Origin of the sequence: Paraburkholderia sp. UCT70, from assembly GCF_050434085.1 — a bacterium.
GTDB lineage: Bacteria > Pseudomonadota > Gammaproteobacteria > Burkholderiales > Burkholderiaceae > Paraburkholderia > Paraburkholderia tuberum.
This window is the reverse complement of record NZ_JBNPVZ010000002.1, coordinates 504,657-523,007: the sequence shown is the minus strand read 5'-3', so window position 1 is coordinate 523,007 and position 18,351 is coordinate 504,657. Positions and strand designations below refer to the sequence as shown.

Genomic DNA, 18,351 nt, shown 5'->3' with positions numbered 1-18,351 from the left:
CGTAAAGCGAGATAAACTCGCCACTTGATGCGTTTTTGGAATTAACGTGCGAAAGTTCAAGATTCCCAACATGGGCGCGCTGCTCGCATTCGAAGCCGCCGCGCGGCACGAGAGCTTCACGCATGCGGCGCGCGAACTGTTCCTCACCGAAAGCGCGGTGTCGCGACAGATCAATACGCTCGAAAGCAATCTCGGCGTGCGGCTGTTCGTGCGCGTCAAGCAACGCGTGGTGCTGACGCGCGCGGGCAAGGTCTACAGCGCGCAGGTGCGACGCTCGCTCGAACACCTCGATCGCGACACGCTATCGATCATCGCGCACGGCAGCGGCGGCGGCTATCTGGAACTCGCGGTATTGCCGACGTTCGCATCGCAATGGCTGATTCCGCGCATGGCCACATTCAATGAACAATACCCGGACGTGCGCGTGAACATGGGCGTGCGTACCGCGACGTTCCCGTTCGCCGAGACGCATTTCGAAGCGGCAATTCACTACGGCAAGCCGACGTGGCCGGGTACGTCGGCCGATTTTCTGTTCCGCGAGGAAGTGGTGCCGGTCTGCGCAGCGAGTCTGCTGAAGCGGCCGGTCCGCAACGTCGCCGAACTACTCAACTATCCGCTGCTGCATTCGACGACGCGACCCGACGGCTGGGCGACCTGGTTCTCGAATCTCGGCGTCGACGACAACCGCACGATGCAGGGCGTACGCTACGAACTGCACACGATGCTGATCAGCGCTGCCGCGGCCGGACTCGGCATCGCGCTGGTGCCGCGCTTTTTCGTCGACACGCAGTTGCAGCAGTTCGGTCTCGTGATTCCGTTCGACACACCCGCGCTCGCCGAGGCCGCGTACTACCTTGTCTATCCGACCGAGTTGAGTCACGGCAAGCCGCTCGCGAGTTTCCGCGAGTGGCTGCTGCGCGAAGCCGCCGCATACGGCGCGATTTATCCGGAGTTGGTGGAGCGGCCCGAGGGGGCGTGAGGTGACGAAAGCCGCATGCGTGAGTGATCCAATCACGCATGCGACTACGCGCAGTGTTCAGCTGCCGGTGCGCGCCTGGGCCAATGCGGCGAGATTGCCTTCGCCGAAGCCATGATGTCCCTGGCGTTGCACGATCTCGAAGAAAATCTCGCCGGCGCGGCGGCGCACGAAGGTCTGGAAAAACAGCAGCGGCACGCCGTCCGCGCCGATCTCGCCATCTACGAGCACATGCGTGCGCCGCAGTCGCTCGACATCGAGCCCGTGGCCCGGCAAACGTGCATCGAGCTGCTCGTAGTAGCGCGGCGGCGGCTCGACGAATTCGACGCCGTTCGCGAGCAGACGCTCGACGCACGCGAAGATGTCGTCGGTGGCAAGCGCGATGTGCTGCACGCCTTCGCCCGGATGATCGGGCAGATACTCGTGCATCAGGTTGGTCCGGCCCGTGCCTTCCTCGTACAGCGGCACGCGGATCGCGCCGCACGGCGACACCATCACGCGCGATTCCGCCGAGACATGCCAGTTGGCGTGCAGCTCGTGGATCTCGCGGAAATTCAGCAGGTCGCGATAGAAGTCGATCCATTCCTGCATGCGGCCTTCGCCAACGGTTTGCGTCAGATGGTCGACCGCGATCAGGCCGCTGCCCGCGTGATTCAGATCGGCTTCGGCTGTGTCGATTTCGATGGGCCGGAAGTCGATGTCGAAGATCGAGATATCGCCGAGGCCGCCGCGCTGACCGCCTCGCCCGCGCCAACGATCGACGAAATAGATGTGCGAATCGCCGATGCCTTGAATGGCCGGAATCAGCAGTTCGCCGGCACCGAGGCGTTCGCCCTCGAACTCCCATGCGCCGAGTTCCACCGCGCGTTCGAACGCGCGCTGTGCGTCGGCGACGCGAATCCCGATCGCGCAGATGCCGACCCCGTATTCTTCCGCGTAGCGCGCTGCGAACGAATCGGGCTCCGCGTTGATCAGGAAATTCATCTCGCCCTGGCGATACAGCGTCACATCCTTGCTGATATGACGCGCGATCGCCTTGAAGCCGAGCCGCGTGAAAGTCTCGCCGAGCGCCTGCGGATCGCGCGCGGCGAACTCCACGAACTCGAGGCCCGCCGTGCCGAGCGGATTGTGCTGCGGCGCCAACACGGCGCGCTGCGCGGCCTCTGGCGTGGGCAAGTCGCTGGGCATGGCAATCTCCTTGTACGGTCTTTCGATGCGGAAGCCGGTCTTTCCGGGTTCCGGCGCGACGTGTTCCGGTCGTTCGCGAGGGGCTGCGTGGTGCGTGCTCGCTCGTGGCGTGCACGCGGCGTGCCGCAGGAACAACGGGCTGCGGCGGCTTTCGCACCGTGTTTTTACACCGGGTCGCGGGGCGTCCGCAACCTTCCTTTTGTACTGGTTGGTTCATATGCCGAACGGCACGCCACTGGTGCTCGCGGGCAGGCGTGCGAGAGGCGCGCGTATCAGTCGAGCGGCGCGTCCCCTGGGCTGCCTTTGCGCGCCGTTTTGCCAACGGTTTTACCGATGCCTTTGCCCGCATCCTTGCCCGGCATCGCCGCCATTCTGCCCCGCGCGACCTCGCGCACCGCCTCGATGAACGCGCGTCCCACCGTCGACGGCTGCGTATCCGAGCGACGAATCAGCCCCACCGGCTCGCCGGTGCCCGCAAACGGCAGCGGCAAGCGCACCAGCATGCCGTGCGCGAGTTCGTATTCGACCGCGCTTTGCGGCACGAACCACACCGCGCCGTTTTCGAGCGTCAGCGCGCGCCCCGTCGATACCGACAACACCTCGACGAACGCCGACAACGGCGGCACGCCCCACGCGCCGAGCAGGCTCTCGGCCGATTGGCGGATCAGCGTGCCGAACGGCGGCAGCACGACCGGAAATTCCTCCAGCGACGTGGCGGGCAAGGCCTTCCCTTGCGCCAGCGGATGCCCGGCGCGCACGACCGCGATCAGCGGCTCGGTAAACAGTTGCTCGAAACTCAGGCCGACCATCCGCTCCGGGTCCGCGAGGCGGCCGATCGCGAATTCGATCGAACCCGCTTTCAGGCGTTCGAGCAATTCCGGATTTGCGCCGGTCGCGAGGCGCACGATCACGCGCGGCCACTGCGTCGCGAACTGTCTCAGCACGGGCGGTACCAGCACCGCGGCGACAGTGGGCAGCACACCGACTTCGAGCGTCGCGGCGGCGGCGCCCTCGGCCCGCGCAAGCAGATCGACGCCCTGGCGCAGCGCGCTCACGCAGGCGCTCGCGTGCGGCATGAAAAGCTGCCCCTCGCGCGTCGGCACCGCGCCGTGACGGCCGCGCTCGAACAGCTTCACGCCGAGAATGGTCTCCAGCTCGGCGACCGTCTTCGATACCGCCGGCTGCGTGATCGACAAACTGTCCGCCGCCCGCTGGACGCTGCCGAACTGCGCGACGGCCAGAAAGCACTGGAGATGACGGAATTTGACGCGGCTATCCGCGAGACTGCGTTGCATAACGGAAGGTTATACGAAACGGGCAAAAACGTCATTTTTCATAACCGCACGCTTTGTATAAAGTGCGAGTCATAACGTCGCATCCCCCCGATTCCTCCAACGGAGACACCTCATGGAAGATTCAATTCTTTCGCCGCGAGATTTCGCGTCCCATCCCGAGTACATCTATCTGCCGTACGGTTCGTCGGTCAAACGCGGTCCGTCGCGTCCGCTGATTCCGCTGAAGGAACGGCTGCGCGACCAGCGCGTGCCGGTCTACGGCACCGACGACCTCGACCCGCTCGACAGCGACCTGACCCGCAACGCGGTGCGCAATGGCGAACCGCTCGGCGAGCGCATCATCGTGACGGGCCGTGTGCTCGACGAAGGCGGCCGCCCGGTGCGCAACACGCTGGTGGAAGTCTGGCAAGCGAACGCCGCCGGCCGCTATGTGCACAAGGCCGACCAGCACGACGCGCCGCTCGACCCGAACTTCCTCGGCGCGGGCCGCTGCATCACCGACAACGAAGGTCGTTACCGCTTCATGACCATCAAGCCGGGCGCGTATCCGTGGGGCAACCATCCGAACGCCTGGCGTCCGCAGCACATCCATTTCTCGCTGTTCGGCGACCACTTCGGCTCGCGTCTCGTCACGCAGATGTACTTTCCCGGCGATCCGCTGCTCGCATTCGACCCGATCTACCAGGGCACGCCCGAGCGCGCCCGTGAACGCATGATCTCGAAGTTCTCGCTCGACACCACGCAAGAGGCCTACGCACTCGGCTACGATTTCGACATCGTGCTGCGCGGCCCGAACGAAACCCCGATGGAGCGCTAAGCCATGACGACTCTCAAGCAAACGCCTTCGCAAACCGTTGGTCCGTACTTCGCCTACGGTCTTTGCCCGCAGCAATACGATTTCGACTTCAAGAGCCTGTTCACGAACGTTCTGGCCGACATGGAAGCGGCCGGCGAGCACATCACGATCGTCGGTCAGGTGTTCGACGGCGACGGCAAGGTGATCGGCGACGCGATGATCGAGATGTCGCAAGTCGACTCGAGCGGCCACTATCCGGAATCGCGCGAAGAAATCCTGAAGACCGGCTTTCACGGCTTTGCGCGCGTCGGTACGGGCACGGATCCGCACAAGCGCTTCATCGTCGAGACGGTGAAGCCGGGCCGCTCGAATCCGCACGAAGCGCCGCACATCGACGTAATCCTGACGATGCGCGGCATGCTGCTGCACACGTTCACCCGCATCTATTTCGAGGACGAAGCGCAGGCGAACGAGCAGGACACCGTGCTGGCGTCGGTGCCGGCCGAGCGCCGTAATACGCTGATCGCGCGCCGCGTTGCCGGTACGGCCAACGTGTATCGCTTCGACATCCACATGCAGGGCGATCAGGAAACCGTGTTTTTCGACCTGTGATGCGCGATTCGTCGCGAGACTCCGAGCAGTAAAGATCGAGCCCGCCTTGCGCGGGCTTTTTTTCGCGCGGGCGTTTCGCGGTGCGCCTGCGCGCTCAGCAGCGGAAATGATCGATGCTTTGTCCGGCGTGAATCGCGCGCGCGAGCCACGTCGGTTTATCGCCGCGACCGTCCCACGTGTTACCGAACGCGTCGCGATACAGCACTGCGGCCACGGCGTTCGCATCGGCTTCGAGCGATTCGGCCAGCGCTTCGAGTGTGATGCCGTGGTCGTCCATGCGTCGGCGGATCCACGCGATCATGCGCTCACGCAGGTTCTCGTCGCGTTCGAACAGTCGTTGTTGTCCTTCTCGTTGTTTCATAACGTATTGGTGTCGCAGCTCTTGCTGGCATTAGACAAACGGGCAACTCGCATAACAACGCGAGGCTCGTGCGTAATTCAATTTGAATGGAAGCAATTCGACGAATTCACGCGATCCATGCAAATGCGTGAAAAACCGCATTTGCAAGTGATGCCTGTCAGATCCTGAATTAAAGCGCCTGAAGTAAAGCGCCTGAGTTGAAGCGCTGGGATCAAGCGAATCGGCTACTCGAAAAAACGGCGTGGCTCGAATTGCGCCCGTGTTTCGCGTCGTGCGTCGCTTCGTCGTGACGAGGGAGCTTCCGCGTATGGAAAGTCATTCTAGCATTCGATGTATTTTGGCCGCAGCAAAGAACTTTTTCTAATTGTACTGATTGCGCGGCTTCCGAGTTTTCGGTATTCGTGGCTTCCGCCGCGCGATTGGCGGACAATGCGAGACTCGGTATTCGCCAGAACTTCTGGCATCAGCCCGACATCAGGAGACACGACCATGCCCTCCTCGACCGCCATCCTCACGATCCTCGCCGCGCTGCTATTGGGCGCGATGAGTCCGGGGCCCAGCTTCGTCATCGTCGCACGCAATGCGATCGGTCTGTCGCGCGGCGACGGTCTCGCGACAGCGCTCGGCATGGGTATCGGCGGTGTGTTTTTTAGCGGCATCGCGCTGCTCGGGCTCTATACGCTGCTCGCGACGGTCGAATGGCTCTACGTCGGGCTGAAAGTGGCCGGCGGCGTCTACCTGGTCTATCTGGCGTCGAAAATCTGGCGCGGCGCCGCGAAGCCGCTCGCGTTCAGCGAAACGCGAACCGGCACCGGCGGCAATCCGCGCAAGTCGTTCTGGATCGGCTTGAGCACGCAGCTCAGCAATCCGAAAACGGCTGTCTATTACGGCAGTATCTTCGCTGCGCTGCTGCCGCAGCATCCGCCGGTGTGGTGCTATTTCGCGCTGCCGCCGGCGATCTTCGCGATCGAGGCGGGCTGGTACACGATCGTCGCACTGTGCTTTTCGAGCCAACGGCCGCGCGAAATCTATCTGCGCTGGAAGGCGTGGATCGATCGCATCGCCGCGAGCGCGGTGACCGCGCTGGGCCTGCGGCTGATTTTTAACGCGCACAAGGTGGGAATTTGACGGCAACACGAAGCGGCGCGCACCGTCGTGACTCGATGCGCGCCACTCGCGCCGCCCTGAATCAGCGGTAGTCGCGGCGCGTTACCCTTTCCCCTCCGCCTTGATCCGCGCGCGCAACTCGAACTTCTGGATCTTCCCCGTCGACGTCTTGGGCAACTCGCCAAAGCGCACCGCCTTCGGCAACTTGTAGCCGGCCAGAAACAGCCGGCAGTGCGCGATGATTTCCTCCTCGGTCACCTGCGCGCCTTCCTTCAACTCGATGAACGCGCACGGCACCTCGCCCCACTTCGGATCGGCCATCGCGACCACCGCCGCCACCGACACCGCGGGATGCCGGTACAGCGTGTCCTCGACCTCGATGCTCGAAATGTTCTCTCCGCCCGAAATGATAATGTCCTTGCTGCGGTCGCGGATGCGGATATAGCCGTCGGCCGTCCGCACGCCGAGATCGCCGGTATGGAACCAGCCGCCTTTGAAAACCGCTTCGGTCGCGCGCTCGTTCTTCAGATAGCCCTTCATGCAGATGTTGCCGCGAAACATGATCTCGCCGATCGTTTCGCCGTCGTCCGGCACCGGCGCGAGCGTGTCCGCATCGAGCACCGCGACCGCCGCCTGCAGGTGATAACGCACGCCCTGGCGCGCGGTCAGGTCGGCGCGGATTTGATCGTCGAGCGCGTCCCATTCGTCCTGCTTCGCGCAGACGGCCGCCGGCCCGTAGGTTTCGGTGAGCCCGTACACGTGCGTCAGATCGAAGCCGATCTGCTTCATCTTCGCGATCACCGCGGGCGGTGGCGCGGCGCCCGCGACCATCGTCGACACGCGATGCGTGATGCCCCCGCGCCATTCGGCCGGCGCATTCACGAGCGAACTCTGTACGATCGGCGCTCCGCAGTAATGCGTGATGTGTTCGCGGCGAATCAACTCGAACACGGTCTTCGCGTCGAACTTGCGCAGACAGACGTTGACGCCCGCGCGGGCGGCCACCGTCCACGGAAAGCACCAGCCGTTGCAGTGGAACAGCGGCAACGTCCACAGATAGACCGCGTGCTTCGGCATGTCCCATTCGAGGATGTTGCTCAGCGCGTTCAGATATGCGCCACGGTGATGGTAGACGACGCCCTTCGGGTCACCGGTCGTGCCCGATGTGTAGTTCAGCGCGATCGCGTCCCATTCGTCGGCGGGCGGAGTCCACTCGAAGGAAGGGTCGCCGGTTTGCAGGAACTGCTCGTAGTCCGTCGCGCGAATGAACTGCGCGGCGTCGGCGGGCTGCGCGTCGGCCACGCTGATCACGCGGAGCTTCGGGAATTCTAGCGCCGCGCGATGCGCGAACTCGCCGTATTCGGTGTCGACGATCAGCGCCTTCGCCTCACCGTGGCGCAGCATGAACAGCAGCGTCGCGACGTCGAGCCGCGTGTTCAGTGTATTCAGCACGGCGCCGGCCATCGGCACGCCGAAGTGCGCCTCGACCATTGGCGGGATGTTCGGCAGCAGCGCGGCGACCGTCTCGCCGCGGCCGATGCCGGCCTCGTGCAGCGCGCTCGCGAGCCGCCGCGCACGCTCATAGGTCTCGCGCCAGTTGCGGCGGATCTCCCCATGGACGATCGCGAGCCGCTCGCCATACACTTGCGCTGCGCGCACGAGGAAATCGATCGGCGTCAACGGGACGTAATTGGCCTCGCGCCGCCCGAGGCCTTCGTCGAACATGTGCTGTGTCATTGCTTCGTCTCCTGAGGCGCGAGCCGCGCCGCCGATTGTTGTGACCGTGTTCTATGAATGAACCAGGGGCCTAGCCTAGCAATTGTCGTCAAGAACTGTCTGTCATTCAAATATGCGTTGCTCGATTCGAGTCTGCCGTTCACGGGCTTCGTGATCCGGCAATTGAACAACCGGATGGGGGAATTCATCGCGTCGATCCAGAACACCCGGCTGCTCGACGTGGACGCACGCGTCGCGCAATCGCTCGCGCAGCTGTTCAATCCGAATCTGTATCCGGACACGGGTCGCACACTGGCGATTTCACAGGAAGAAGTCGGTCTGCTCGCGGGAGTGTCGCGGCAGCGCATCAATCAGGCGCTGCAGAACCTCGAGAAGCTGCGGATTTTGCGACTGTCGTATAACCGGATCGAGGTGCTCGATCTCGAGCGGCTGGCTGCGTACGGGCGGGAACAGATCTAGCGACGCGACTGGCGCTCGCTACCCGGCGCGCACGCCGCCCTTGCGCGTCGCGCGCGTTTCGAGAGCGTCGTCGGTCTTGAACAGCGCGAGCATGATCGCGCTCAACACGCCCGTTTTTTTCCAGCGCAGATAGTAGCGATGCGCGGTCTGGTACGGAACGTAGTGCTCGGGCATTGCGCTCCACGGCGCGCGCGCGTGCAGCACCCACATCACGCTATTGAGCACGTGGCGAATTTCGATCGGCGGACGACCACGGCGCGGGCCGTCATCATGCAAGGTTTCAGGTAACAGCGGCGCGACCCGCTGCCATTGCTCGTCGGTCAGCTCCTGAACGACTGGCGAGGTCGCGATGGATTCGGAAGATGGACTATTCATGCGTGAAAGCGCACGCGTAAAACGCGTGCCGGCGTCGCTCCGAAAGTCGTGTCGATACGTCAATTCGCTCGAGACTACTTGAAGCTTGCCTGGGAGAAAGTCAATTTTTGTCACCAGGAACGGCGCAATTGTCAAAAATGGCGACAGGTTATTGCGCGATAGCGGCGATGGCGCCGCGCGGACGGTGATCTATCATCGGCGCGCCCGGCGCCGCCCCACTCGGCGCGCGCCGCGTCCGAACTAGAAAATCTCTCCACACGCAGGAAATCCTTTGAGACCCATCCGCTTTATCAAGACCGCCGCGCTCGTCGGCGGCGGCGCCCTTGCCGTGACGTCCGAACAAGCTTCGGCACAAAGCTCGATCACGCTGTATGGCGTCGCCGACGTCAGCGTGCGCTATCTGACGACGCGAACGCCAAAAACGACGATCGTCTGTACATGACGAACGGCGCGATCACCAACAGCCGCTGGGGTCTGCGCGGCTCGGCAGACCTCGGTGGCGGTCTCAAGGCGATCTTCGATCTGGAAAGCGGCATCAACCTGCAGGACGGCTCGGCCTCGGATAGCCGGCGCATTTTCGACCGCAACGCGTACGTCGGTGTCAGCAGTCCGTACGGCATGCTGACGCTCGGTCGCCAGAAGACGCCGCTGTTCGACCTGCTCGGCGACACCTACGACCCGCTCACGGTCGGCAACTACAACGAGAACTCGTGGCTGCCTGGCGCGCTCGGCGCGGGGCTTTACGCCGATAACGCGATCAAGTACACGGGCACGTTCAAAGGCCTGACGGTGGCCGCGATGTACTCATTCGGCACGAACTCGGAATCGACCGGCGACGGCGGCTTCTCGGGCCAGGTGCCAGGCCATCTCGGCGCGGGCAACATGTACGGCTTCACGCTGTCGTACGGGTGTCCGCTAGCGGTCGCGGCCGGCGTGCAGCAGAACAGCGACAACAGCAATCACAAGCAGACCATCTTCAACGCGAACGCGGCCTATGCGTTCAGCTCGACGAAGCTGTACGTCGGCTATCTGCATTCGAAGGACGACACCGGCTTCGTCGACAGCGCGCTCGCGCAGCAGACGCTCGTGCCGGGCGTCGATATCGTCAAGGGCTCGGGCCGCATCGACAACGGACCGTTCGCCGGCGTCACGTGGCAGGCCACGCGCGCGCTGACGCTGACGGGCGCCGCGTACTACGACCACCTGTCGAACGCGGCGATCGGCGCTGGTCAGCTCGGCAGTGGCTATCGCTACACGTTCGTCGCACTGGCCGAGTACGCGCTGTCGAAGCGCACCGCGGTGTACGGCACCGTCGATTTCGACAAGGTGTCGGGCGCGGCGTCGGTCGAACTGCCGGGCCGCGACAACCAGACCGGCGTTGCGCTCGGTTTGCGGACAATTTTCTGAATCGTTTCACGTCGTCATGGCAAAACGGGCGTCCTCTAGGGACGCCCGTTTTTTTCGCCTCGCATACGGAAACCGGCTCACCGGTCTGCCGCGCGCATAAAAAAAGGTGCCGCGAACGGCACCTTTCTGTACTACAGGCAGCTTCTGCTGAAGCTTAGAAGCGGTGACGCAGACCGACCGTAGCAGCCGTCTGGTTCTTCGACGACGAGGTCGGAACCGTGTTGTCGCCGCTGTAGATCGAAGCCACGCCGCCGTCACCCATTGCGTGCTGGTACACAGCCTGAGCGTAGACGTCGGTGCGACGCGACAGCGAGTAGTCAGCCTGCAGGCCGATCTGGTGGTAACGGGTCTTCATGTCGTTACCGTCGGCGTTGATGCCGTAGCCGCGCGCGTCGGTGAACGTGTACGCGACGCCGAGAGCCATAGCCGGGGTCACGTTGTACTTGCCGTTGATTTCGTAGTTGTTGGTGTGGCCTTGACGCTGACCAGGAGCTTCACCAACCAGGTTGTCGACGCGCGATTGCGTCCATGCCACGCCAACCAGCGCCGGGCCGAAGCCGTACGAAGCGCCTGCGCCGAACTGACGCTGACGGAAGTTGCCTTGCAGCACGCCCGCGGTGTTCGCCAGAACGCCGTCCGATGCGCCGCTTGCGTTAGCAGCCGGGTTGTTTTGCTGAGCGTAGGCAGCACCGAGGTGCAGGCCTTGCCACTGGTATGCGGCGCCCAAGCTGTACTGACGGTTGTTTGCGAAGCCACCAGCCTGGTTCGAGAAGCCGTACGTGCCGCCGAACGTGAAGCCAGCGTAGTTAGCGCTCGAGTACTTGACCGAGTTGTTGACCGACAGACCACCGTTGGTGTTCAGGTTGTCGTTGTTGAACGGGTGCGCGAAGTACGTGCCGCCCCAGCTGCCCGTTGCGGTCAGCGGTGCGAGGTAGTCCTGCGCTGCGTCGTACTGGCGACCCAGCGTGACCGTACCGAATTGCGAGCTCGACAGACCGACGAAGGCCTGACGGTTGAACATGCCGTTGTTGTTAGCGTACTTGCCGTTGTTGATGTTGAAGCCGCTTTCCAACGTGAAGATTGCCTTCAGACCGCCGCCCAGATCTTCCGAACCACGCAGGCCGAACATGCTCTGGTTGATGCCGCCGCTACCTGCTGCCCACTTGGAGTTGTGGGCAACGTTGCTGGTGTACGTCAGACCTGCGTCGAGCAGACCGTACAGGGTCACGCTGCTTTGTGCGTGAGCGACCGAAGCGAACGATGCGGCAGCCGCAACGACGATGAGACTTTTTTTCATGGGAACTCCAATTCGAAAAATTTATACGGGGAGCAGGACCTGCCTCAGCAGCCGATGCATCGCATTTGCCGCCGCCCGCTTGGCCGAATCGTGGGGATCGGCCGGGCACCCATGAAGCGAAGCGTGAGTGTAGGGGGACACCCTGGTACCGACGCAGGCAATTCACGCAACAGGATTTTTCGAAATTCGCAACAATGTTGGAGCCGATGGGGATAACTTCTTGTTTTTCCACCGTTTATTGCAAGATCGAGGTGCCGGATCGACAGCTCCAGCCAAAACGAATTTGCAACGCGTCAATATTCTAAGTTGTGCATTTGCAACAGTGCTTTAATACGCGTGACGTAATCGGGTCGGAGCAAATTGACGAAAAGACCGGCCGATATTTTTTGTAATCGAATGGTTGAAGTGACGGTTTTCCGCGTCGTTTGAGATTTATTTTTGGAGCGCCGGAACTTAATAGAGTTAAATGCAGTCTTGCTCGCGCACCCGCCAATTAATGGTTTCCGGCGGGCGATTAACTCGTCGAATCACCGAGACGGCTTATTCACCTAATCTTTATTGACCGACGCAAGCAATCGCTGCCGCCCCCGGGCAGCACAACGGTCTGAGCCTGCCGCGTCGAATCAGCATTCACTATTGAGACACTGCCATTGCGGCGGTCTTCTGATTTCCCGCTTTAGTGAGCACCCTCTGTCACGTCTCTATAAGATGCGCGCGCGATTCGAAAAAGCCTTTAGCACGGGCGTTGCCCGGAGGTGAATTGCGACGCCGGCCGCCGCGTGACAAGACCCGCCCTGAAAGCGGACGGCATGCATCAACAACCCTTCCGCATTTAATTAACGGCGGGGTTGCGCCCGTTTTTACACGGAGTTTCCCTGATTACGCGTGATCACCGCTTAATGGCTGGCGCGGAGCGCGCTTAAGCGCCTCCACGTGCGGGCGAGGTCCGGCGCGAGCGGGTCGGTGTCGGGCGGTGTGGGGCAACGGACGCGGCTCGCCGGGGTTGAGGCTGGACACTGGTCGCCCAGCTGAGGCAGCCGAAGGCCGCCCAAAAACAAAAAAGGGTTCCGGAATTCGGAACCCTTTTTTCGATACTTTGGTGGGCCGGGTGGGATTCGAACCCACGATGTCCTTTCGGAGGTGGATTATGAGTCCACTGCCTGCAACCAGCACGGCGTCCAGCCCAAGAAAAAAGACCCGGTCGTGAAGGCCGGGCCCGTTTCGTCGATTGGCCGACATACTACACGAAAAAGGGGCCTCCGCAACCGCTTCGCTTCGGCGAAACGACCGGGAGGCCCCTTTGATCGCATCATTTGCGGCCAACCGCGGCCGTCGCCGTCAATTCCCTTCGAGGAATGACTTCAGCTTGTCCGAACGGCTCGGATGACGCAGCTTGCGCAGCGCCTTCGCCTCGATCTGACGAATTCGCTCACGCGTCACGTCGAACTGCTTACCGACTTCTTCGAGCGTGTGATCCGTGCTCATCTCGATACCGAAACGCATGCGCAACACCTTCGCTTCGCGCGGCGTCAGCGAATCGAGCACGTCCTTCACGACGTCGCGCATACTCGCGTGCAACGCCGCATCCGCCGGGGCGACCGTGTTCGTATCTTCGATGAAGTCGCCCAGATGAGAATCGTCGTCGTCACCGATCGGCGTTTCCATCGAGATCGGCTCCTTCGCGATCTTCATGATCTTGCGGATCTTGTCTTCCGGCATTTCCATCTTCTCGGCCAGCGTCGCCGGATCCGGCTCGAGACCGGTTTCCTGCAGGATCTGACGCGAGATGCGGTTCATCTTGTTGATCGTTTCGATCATGTGAACCGGAATCCGGATCGTGCGCGCCTGGTCGGCGATCGAACGCGTAATGGCCTGGCGGATCCACCACGTCGCATACGTGGAGAACTTGTAGCCACGACGGTATTCGAACTTGTCCACCGCCTTCATCAGGCCGATGTTGCCTTCCTGAATCAGGTCGAGGAACTGCAGACCGCGGTTCGTGTACTTCTTCGCGATCGAGATCACGAGCCGCAGGTTGGCCTCGGTCATTTCGCGCTTCGCCTGGCGCGCCTTCAGTTCGCCGGCCGCCATCTGACGGTTGGTTTCCTTCAGGTCCTTCAGCGGCAGCACCACGCGCGCCTGCAGATCGAGCAGACGTTGCTGCTGTTCGCGGATCGCCGGAATGTTGCGCGTGAGGATCGCGCTATACCCATGACCTTCGGCGACGATCTTGTCGGCCCATTCGAGGTCCGTCTCGCTGCCCGGGAAACGCGCGATGAATTCCGCACGCGGCATGCCGCACTTGTCGACGACCGTATGCAGGATCTGACGCTCGACCTGACGCACTTCATCCACCTGCGCGCGCAGCGTGTCGCACAGACGCTCGACGGTACGCGCGGTGAAGCGGATCGTCATCAGCTCGTTCTGGATGGTTTCCTGCGCCTTCAGATACGACTTGGACTTGTAGCCTTCCTTCTCGAACGCGCGACGCATCTTGTCGAACCATTCGCTGATCGACGCGAATTTTTCGAGCGACGCGCGCCGCAGCGCTTCGAGTTGCGCGGCGTTGGCGGTGGCTTGCGCCGCGCCATCGTCTTCTTCCTCGTCCTCTTCGTCCTCTTCCTCGGCTTCCTCGTCTTCATTCTCGATCGCTTCCGCCTCCTGCGCGGAGAAGCCGTCGGCGTCTGCCGCGTCGGCGTCGATCAGACCGTCGACGAGTTCGTCGATGCGCGCTTCGTCGTTGGCGACGCGCTCGGCCATCGCGAGAATGTCGGCGATCGTGGTCGGGCATGCAGAGATCGCCATCACCATGTGCTTCAGGCCGTCTTCGATGCGCTTCGCGATTTCGATTTCGCCTTCACGCGTAAGCAGCTCGACCGTGCCCATTTCGCGCATGTACATACGCACGGGATCGGTGGTGCGGCCAAATTCGGAGTCGACGGTGGACAGCGCGACTTCAGCTTCCTCTTCGACTTCGTCGTCTGACGAAGCCGCGGGCGCGTTGTCGTTGAGCAGCAGCGTTTCAGCGTCCGGGGCCTGTTCGTAGACCGCGACGCCCATGTCGTTGAACGTGCTGATGATGCCTTCGATCGCCTCGGTCTCGGTGAAGTTGTCCGGCAGGTGATCGTTGATTTCAGCGTACGTGAGGAAGCCGCGCTCCTTGCCGAGCTTGATCAGGGCGCGCAGCTTGGAGCGACGCTCCTCGAGTTCCTCCACCGTGCCAGGCTGCGACGACGCGAACGCATCCTTCAGCAGCGCTTTTTCCTTTGCACGACGGTCGCGAGCCTTGACCTTCTCCGGCTTGCCCGGTGCGGCGGCAGCGGTTTCTTCGGTCTGGGTTGCATCGTCATCGACGGGTACTTCATTCAGCTTTTTCGTCATGGAGTTCGCCGTACCGGCTGTAGTCTCGGCCCCCGGCTGTTGGACAACAGCCGGTTGAACCGTGGATACTGAAGTCACGCGCGCTACCGCATCGTTCTGAACGGCAGCCGCTTCCCTTGCGCTTCTGACACCCGCCCGCTTGGCAGCCGGCGGTGCTACAGCTTTCGCCGCCCGAACCGGTGCGGCCTGCGCGGCCGCAGTGGTCGACGACTTCTTCCCGGCAGCCGGCGCAACGCTGACAGCAGACGTTCTTCTGGCGGATGCAGTCAGCTTGGCTTCGGTAACTTTTCCGGTGCGCTCTTTAGCGCGAGAGCCCGTTGCATGATTTCCGCCTGTCGTCTTTGCCATCGCATCGCCTTTCGCCTTTGCTAGGAAAACCCTTGAAAAAACAAACCGCTAGAAACTTTTGATTATACCACCCGAGGTTTCGGACTCTCCGCTACAGCCCGAGCTGACGCTTCATGTCGGCCCGCTTCCGGTTGAGCTCCGAAAACTCGGCAAACTCTTCCGGCGTATGCCGCGACTGTCGCGAAAGCTGTTCGAGACGATCGCAATAGGCGTCGTATCGCATCTTCAAAATCGCGGCTTTCAGCTCCTCGCCGACAATTCGTTCCTGCTCGCGCCGTTCCTCGATGACGGCCGCGTCCTTCGGGTCTTTCAGCAGCAAATCCCGGACGTTTTCATCATAGTCTAGAATTTTGCGAAAGATTTCCTCGAAAGTTGGGGCGTTCGCGCCATTTCGCAAGAGATCGGACAACAACTGGAACGCTGCCGAATCGCCGAGGGCTCGCGCGTGCGTCGTCACTTCCGCGAACAGTTCGCCGTGCCGGGTCACGGTGAGCAGCGCCTCTTCGGCCTCTTCGTCGAGCATCGCGACCGTGCGCGGATACATCACCAGATTGCGCAGCGTCTTTTCCTCGATGCCGGTCACGCTGCGCCGGTCCTTGCGGGCCGGCGCCTCGCGCGACGCGGCCGCGATCCGCGCGTCGACTTCGCAAAGCGCCGCGACTTCGCTGAATGGCACATCGAGCCGGTCTGCGAACATATGCATGATCTGCGCGCGCAGCGCATTGGCCGGCAACGCCTGTAGCAGCGGTTTCGCGTCGAACAGCGCGCGGGCCTTGCCTTCGGGCTGATCGAGCTCCTTGCCGGTCAACACCTCGTTGAGCATGAACTGCGACAATGGCATCGCCCGTTCGACCTGCTCGGCGAAAGCCTCGGTGCCGAACTCGCGCACGTAGCTGTCGGGATCATGCTCGCTGGGCAGGAACAGGAAACGGATCGTCCGGTTGTCGGCGGCGTGCGGCAGGCACGCATCGAGCGCGCGACGCGCGGCGCGCCGGCCGGCCGCGTCGCCGTCGAAACTGAAGATGACCGTATCGGTCTGGCGCATCAGTTTCTGCACATGAATCGGTGTGCAAGCGGTGCCGAGGGTCGCGACCGCGTTCTGGAAGCCCAATTGGGCCAGCGCGACCACGTCCATATAACCTTCGACGACCAGCACGTAATGTTGCTCTCGAATCGCAAGACGCGCCTCGAACAGCCCGTACAGCTCGCTGCCCTTGTTAAATAGCGGCGTTTCCGGTGAATTCAAATACTTTGGCTCGCCGCCGTCGAGCACGCGGCCGCCGAAGCCGATCACCTGCCCTTTGACATTGCGGATCGGGAACATGATCCGCTCGCGAAAGCGGTCGTAGCGGCGGTTCTGACCCTGCGCGTCCGACTTTTCGCTGACGATCACGAGACCCGCTTCGACCAGGGCGTCGTCGCGATAGTTCGGGAACGCCGCCTCGAGGTTTTGCCACCCGTCGGGCGCATAGCCGAGACCGAAGCGCGCGGCGACTTCGCCGGTCAGGCCGCGCTTCTTCAAATATTGGATCGCGCCCGGCGCACCGCGCAGTTGCTTACGGTAGTAGTCGCAGGCGATCTGCATGAGATCGGACAGCGCGGTTGTGACGGCCTTCGATGCCGCCGGCGCGTAGCCGCCAGTTGCGGCACCACCGCCGCCATATCCGGGAGAAGGCTCGTGCGGTACGGTGAGACCCACCGATTGCGCGAGCTCGTTGACCGCTTCGGGAAACGACGCGCCCACGTGTTCCATCAGGAAACCGATGGCCGTACCATGCGCACCGCAGCCGAAGCAGTGATAAAACTGTTTAGTCGGACTAACCGTAAACGAGGGGCTCTTCTCGTTGTGAAACGGGCACAGCCCCATGAAGTTCGCGCCGCCCTTTTTCAGCTGCACATACCGGCCGACCACGTCGACGATATCGACGCGGTTGAGCAGGTCCTGCAGGAATGACGGTGGGATCACAGTAAATGACGCTGCCTGGAAAGCTTCAAAATCCAAGCCCGGAGACCGGGCTCGACACCGCGCCCGGGTCCCGCGCCTCGCCTTCAGGAGGCGCGCGACCCGGACAAATCGACAGAGTTACTTAGCGAGCGCGGCCTTGACCTGTGCGGAGACGGCGGTCATGTCGGCGCGGCCGGCCAGCTTCGGCTTCAGCACGCCCATCACCTTGCCCATGTCCTGCGCGCCGGCAGCGCCGGTTTGCGCGACCGCCGCCTGCACCTCGGCAACGATTTCCGCTTCGGACATCTGCTCAGGCATGTACGCGGAAAGAATGGCCAACTCGGCCTTTTCCTTGTCCGCAAGATCCGTACGTCCTGCGGCCTCGAACTGGCTGATCGAATCCTTGCGCTGCTTGATCATCTTGTCGACGACGGAGGTTATGGCGGCATCGTCGAGCGTGACCCGCTCATCGACTTCACGCTGCTTGATCGCGGCGAGCAGCAGGCGGATCGTCCCGAGACGTTCGGTCTCGCGCGCCCGCATGGCAGCTTTCATATCGTCGTTGATCCGGTCCTTGAGACTCATCACTCACCTGAATTGCGTTGAAAAGTTGAAAAACCGGCCGGTCGACGGCGGCGATACCGCCGCATCAGCACAAAAACCCGCTTGGGACTTCTTCCTCAAGCGGGTTGGCGCAATTTTGCGTAGTGGATGCGACCCTGCCGGTTGGCCCGATGGGCCGGGTTTGCCATGATGACACCTGTCGTGCCGCCATCGGTTTGGATGCTGCCGCGCCGTGTACAGCGGGGCAACGCCAGAATCAGTAGAGCTTCCTTGGCAGCATCTGGCCACGCAGACGCTTGAAATGACGCTTCACTGCCGCCGCCTTCTTGCGCTTGCGTTCGGCTGTGGGTTTCTCGTAAAACTCGCGAGCGCGAAGTTCCGTCAGTAAGCCGTTTTTCTCCATGGTGCGCTTGAAACGGCGCATGGCGACTTCGAACGGCTCATTGTCTTTTACGCGGATGGTCGTCATTTTTCAATAACGGAACTTTGTAAAGGTTCAGGAG

14 protein-coding genes, 1 tRNA gene and 2 pseudogenes are annotated in these 18,351 nt (G+C 62.3%); 6 read left to right on the top strand and 11 right to left on the bottom strand.

All coding sequences use genetic code 11. From position 1 onward, the window contains the following. Window positions 1-46 precede the first annotated feature (46 nt). Complete coding sequence (locus OKW41_RS04680; RefSeq protein ID WP_429571716.1) at window positions 47-979, top strand: LysR substrate-binding domain-containing protein; 933 nt, start codon at window positions 47-49, stop codon at window positions 977-979. Between the two features lie 57 nt (window positions 980-1,036). On the opposite strand, the gene OKW41_RS04675 is transcribed toward OKW41_RS04680, so the two are convergent. Beyond that, window positions 1,037-2,164, bottom strand: coding sequence for a 4-hydroxyphenylpyruvate dioxygenase family protein (locus OKW41_RS04675; RefSeq protein WP_429571715.1), 1,128 nt, complete (start codon window positions 2,162-2,164; stop codon window positions 1,037-1,039). A 272-nt stretch (window positions 2,165-2,436) separates the two neighbouring features. Next, on the bottom strand, window positions 2,437-3,459 hold the full coding sequence (gene pcaQ / locus OKW41_RS04670; RefSeq protein WP_429571714.1) for a pca operon transcription factor PcaQ: 1,023 nt from the start codon (window positions 3,457-3,459) through the stop codon (window positions 2,437-2,439). A 112-nt stretch (window positions 3,460-3,571) separates the two neighbouring features. On the opposite strand from pcaQ, the gene pcaH reads away from it, so the two are divergent. Together pcaH and pcaG are read left to right on the top strand one after the other, a co-directional pair. Beyond that, window positions 3,572-4,276: a protocatechuate 3,4-dioxygenase subunit beta gene (pcaH, locus tag OKW41_RS04665; RefSeq protein ID WP_429571713.1), complete on the top strand. Its 705-nt coding sequence runs from the start codon at window positions 3,572-3,574 to the stop codon at window positions 4,274-4,276. Between the two features lie 3 nt (window positions 4,277-4,279). After that, on the top strand, window positions 4,280-4,867 hold the full coding sequence (gene pcaG / locus OKW41_RS04660; RefSeq protein WP_429445037.1) for a protocatechuate 3,4-dioxygenase subunit alpha: 588 nt from the start codon (window positions 4,280-4,282) through the stop codon (window positions 4,865-4,867). Window positions 4,868-4,961: 94 nt separating this feature from the next. Here pcaG and OKW41_RS04655 read toward each other — a convergent pair whose 3' ends face one another. Next, the gene (locus tag OKW41_RS04655; protein WP_429445035.1) at window positions 4,962-5,228 is read right to left on the bottom strand and encodes an H-NS family nucleoid-associated regulatory protein; all 267 of its coding nucleotides are present in this window, start codon (window positions 5,226-5,228) and stop codon (window positions 4,962-4,964) included. Between the two features lie 489 nt (window positions 5,229-5,717). Between OKW41_RS04655 and OKW41_RS04650 the strand changes: the two genes are divergently transcribed. Further along, on the top strand, window positions 5,718-6,356 hold the full coding sequence (locus OKW41_RS04650; RefSeq protein WP_429571712.1) for a LysE family translocator: 639 nt from the start codon (window positions 5,718-5,720) through the stop codon (window positions 6,354-6,356). 81 nt (window positions 6,357-6,437) lie between these two features. Here OKW41_RS04650 and OKW41_RS04645 read toward each other — a convergent pair whose 3' ends face one another. After that, window positions 6,438-8,072 (bottom strand): acyl-CoA synthetase, encoded by a 1,635-nt coding sequence (locus OKW41_RS04645; RefSeq protein ID WP_429571711.1) that lies wholly within the window; start codon window positions 8,070-8,072, stop codon window positions 6,438-6,440. A gap of 111 nt (window positions 8,073-8,183) precedes the next feature. On the opposite strand from OKW41_RS04645, the pseudogene OKW41_RS04640 reads away from it, so the two are divergent. After that, window positions 8,184-8,531: pseudogene (locus tag OKW41_RS04640) on the top strand (Crp/Fnr family transcriptional regulator); the annotation flags it as partial. Window positions 8,532-8,549: 18 nt separating this feature from the next. Here the strand turns inward: OKW41_RS04640 and OKW41_RS04635 are convergent. After that, window positions 8,550-8,906, bottom strand: coding sequence for a transposase (locus OKW41_RS04635; protein WP_429445029.1), 357 nt, complete (start codon window positions 8,904-8,906; stop codon window positions 8,550-8,552). Window positions 8,907-9,177: 271 nt separating this feature from the next. Between OKW41_RS04635 and OKW41_RS04630 the strand changes: the two are divergent. Continuing rightward, window positions 9,178-10,313, top strand: a pseudogene (locus OKW41_RS04630) (porin). 154 nt (window positions 10,314-10,467) lie between these two features. Here the strand turns inward: OKW41_RS04630 and OKW41_RS04625 are convergent. From OKW41_RS04625 to rpsU, 6 genes are all read right to left on the bottom strand, one after another. Further along, the gene (locus OKW41_RS04625; RefSeq protein ID WP_429445025.1) at window positions 10,468-11,610 is read right to left on the bottom strand and encodes a porin; all 1,143 of its coding nucleotides are present in this window, start codon (window positions 11,608-11,610) and stop codon (window positions 10,468-10,470) included. A 1,097-nt stretch (window positions 11,611-12,707) separates the two neighbouring features. After that, a tRNA-Ile gene (locus tag OKW41_RS04620) sits at window positions 12,708-12,795 on the bottom strand. Window positions 12,796-12,948: 153 nt separating this feature from the next. Beyond that, the gene (rpoD, locus tag OKW41_RS04615; RefSeq protein WP_429571710.1) at window positions 12,949-15,339 is read right to left on the bottom strand and encodes an RNA polymerase sigma factor RpoD; all 2,391 of its coding nucleotides are present in this window, start codon (window positions 15,337-15,339) and stop codon (window positions 12,949-12,951) included. Between the two features lie 91 nt (window positions 15,340-15,430). Then, window positions 15,431-17,305, bottom strand: coding sequence for a DNA primase (gene dnaG, locus OKW41_RS04610; protein ID WP_429571709.1), 1,875 nt, complete (start codon window positions 17,303-17,305; stop codon window positions 15,431-15,433). Window positions 17,306-17,422: 117 nt separating this feature from the next. Further along, window positions 17,423-17,869 carry a GatB/YqeY domain-containing protein gene (locus OKW41_RS04605; protein ID WP_429445019.1) on the bottom strand — a complete coding sequence of 149 codons (447 nt, stop codon included), beginning with the start codon at window positions 17,867-17,869 and terminating at the stop codon, window positions 17,423-17,425. A gap of 235 nt (window positions 17,870-18,104) precedes the next feature. Next, entirely contained in the window at window positions 18,105-18,317 is a 213-nt protein-coding gene (rpsU, locus tag OKW41_RS04600; RefSeq protein WP_018424196.1) for a 30S ribosomal protein S21, read from the bottom strand. Window positions 18,318-18,351 lie beyond the last annotated feature (34 nt).

Excerpts from the sequence above, each read along its gene's own strand:
- pcaG (WP_429445037.1), top strand. The coding sequence starts at position 4,280 with ATGACGACTCTCAAGCAAACGCCTTCGCAAACCGTTGGTCCGTACTTC.
- pcaH (WP_429571713.1), top strand. The coding sequence starts at position 3,572 with ATGGAAGATTCAATTCTTTCGCCGCGAGATTTCGCGTCCCATCCCGAG.
- OKW41_RS04650 (WP_429571712.1), top strand. The coding sequence starts at position 5,718 with ATGCCCTCCTCGACCGCCATCCTCACGATCCTCGCCGCGCTGCTATTG.
- pcaQ (WP_429571714.1), bottom strand. The coding sequence starts at position 3,459 with ATGCAACGCAGTCTCGCGGATAGCCGCGTCAAATTCCGTCATCTCCAG.
- OKW41_RS04605 (WP_429445019.1), bottom strand. The coding sequence starts at position 17,869 with ATGAGTCTCAAGGACCGGATCAACGACGATATGAAAGCTGCCATGCGG.
- OKW41_RS04625 (WP_429445025.1), bottom strand. The coding sequence starts at position 11,610 with ATGAAAAAAAGTCTCATCGTCGTTGCGGCTGCCGCATCGTTCGCTTCG.
- rpoD (WP_429571710.1), bottom strand. The coding sequence starts at position 15,339 with ATGGCAAAGACGACAGGCGGAAATCATGCAACGGGCTCTCGCGCTAAA.
- rpsU (WP_018424196.1), bottom strand. The coding sequence starts at position 18,317 with ATGACGACCATCCGCGTAAAAGACAATGAGCCGTTCGAAGTCGCCATG.
- OKW41_RS04675 (WP_429571715.1), bottom strand. The coding sequence starts at position 2,164 with ATGCCCAGCGACTTGCCCACGCCAGAGGCCGCGCAGCGCGCCGTGTTG.
- OKW41_RS04635 (WP_429445029.1), bottom strand. The coding sequence starts at position 8,906 with ATGAATAGTCCATCTTCCGAATCCATCGCGACCTCGCCAGTCGTTCAG.
- OKW41_RS04655 (WP_429445035.1), bottom strand. The coding sequence starts at position 5,228 with ATGAAACAACGAGAAGGACAACAACGACTGTTCGAACGCGACGAGAAC.
- OKW41_RS04645 (WP_429571711.1), bottom strand. The coding sequence starts at position 8,072 with ATGACACAGCACATGTTCGACGAAGGCCTCGGGCGGCGCGAGGCCAAT.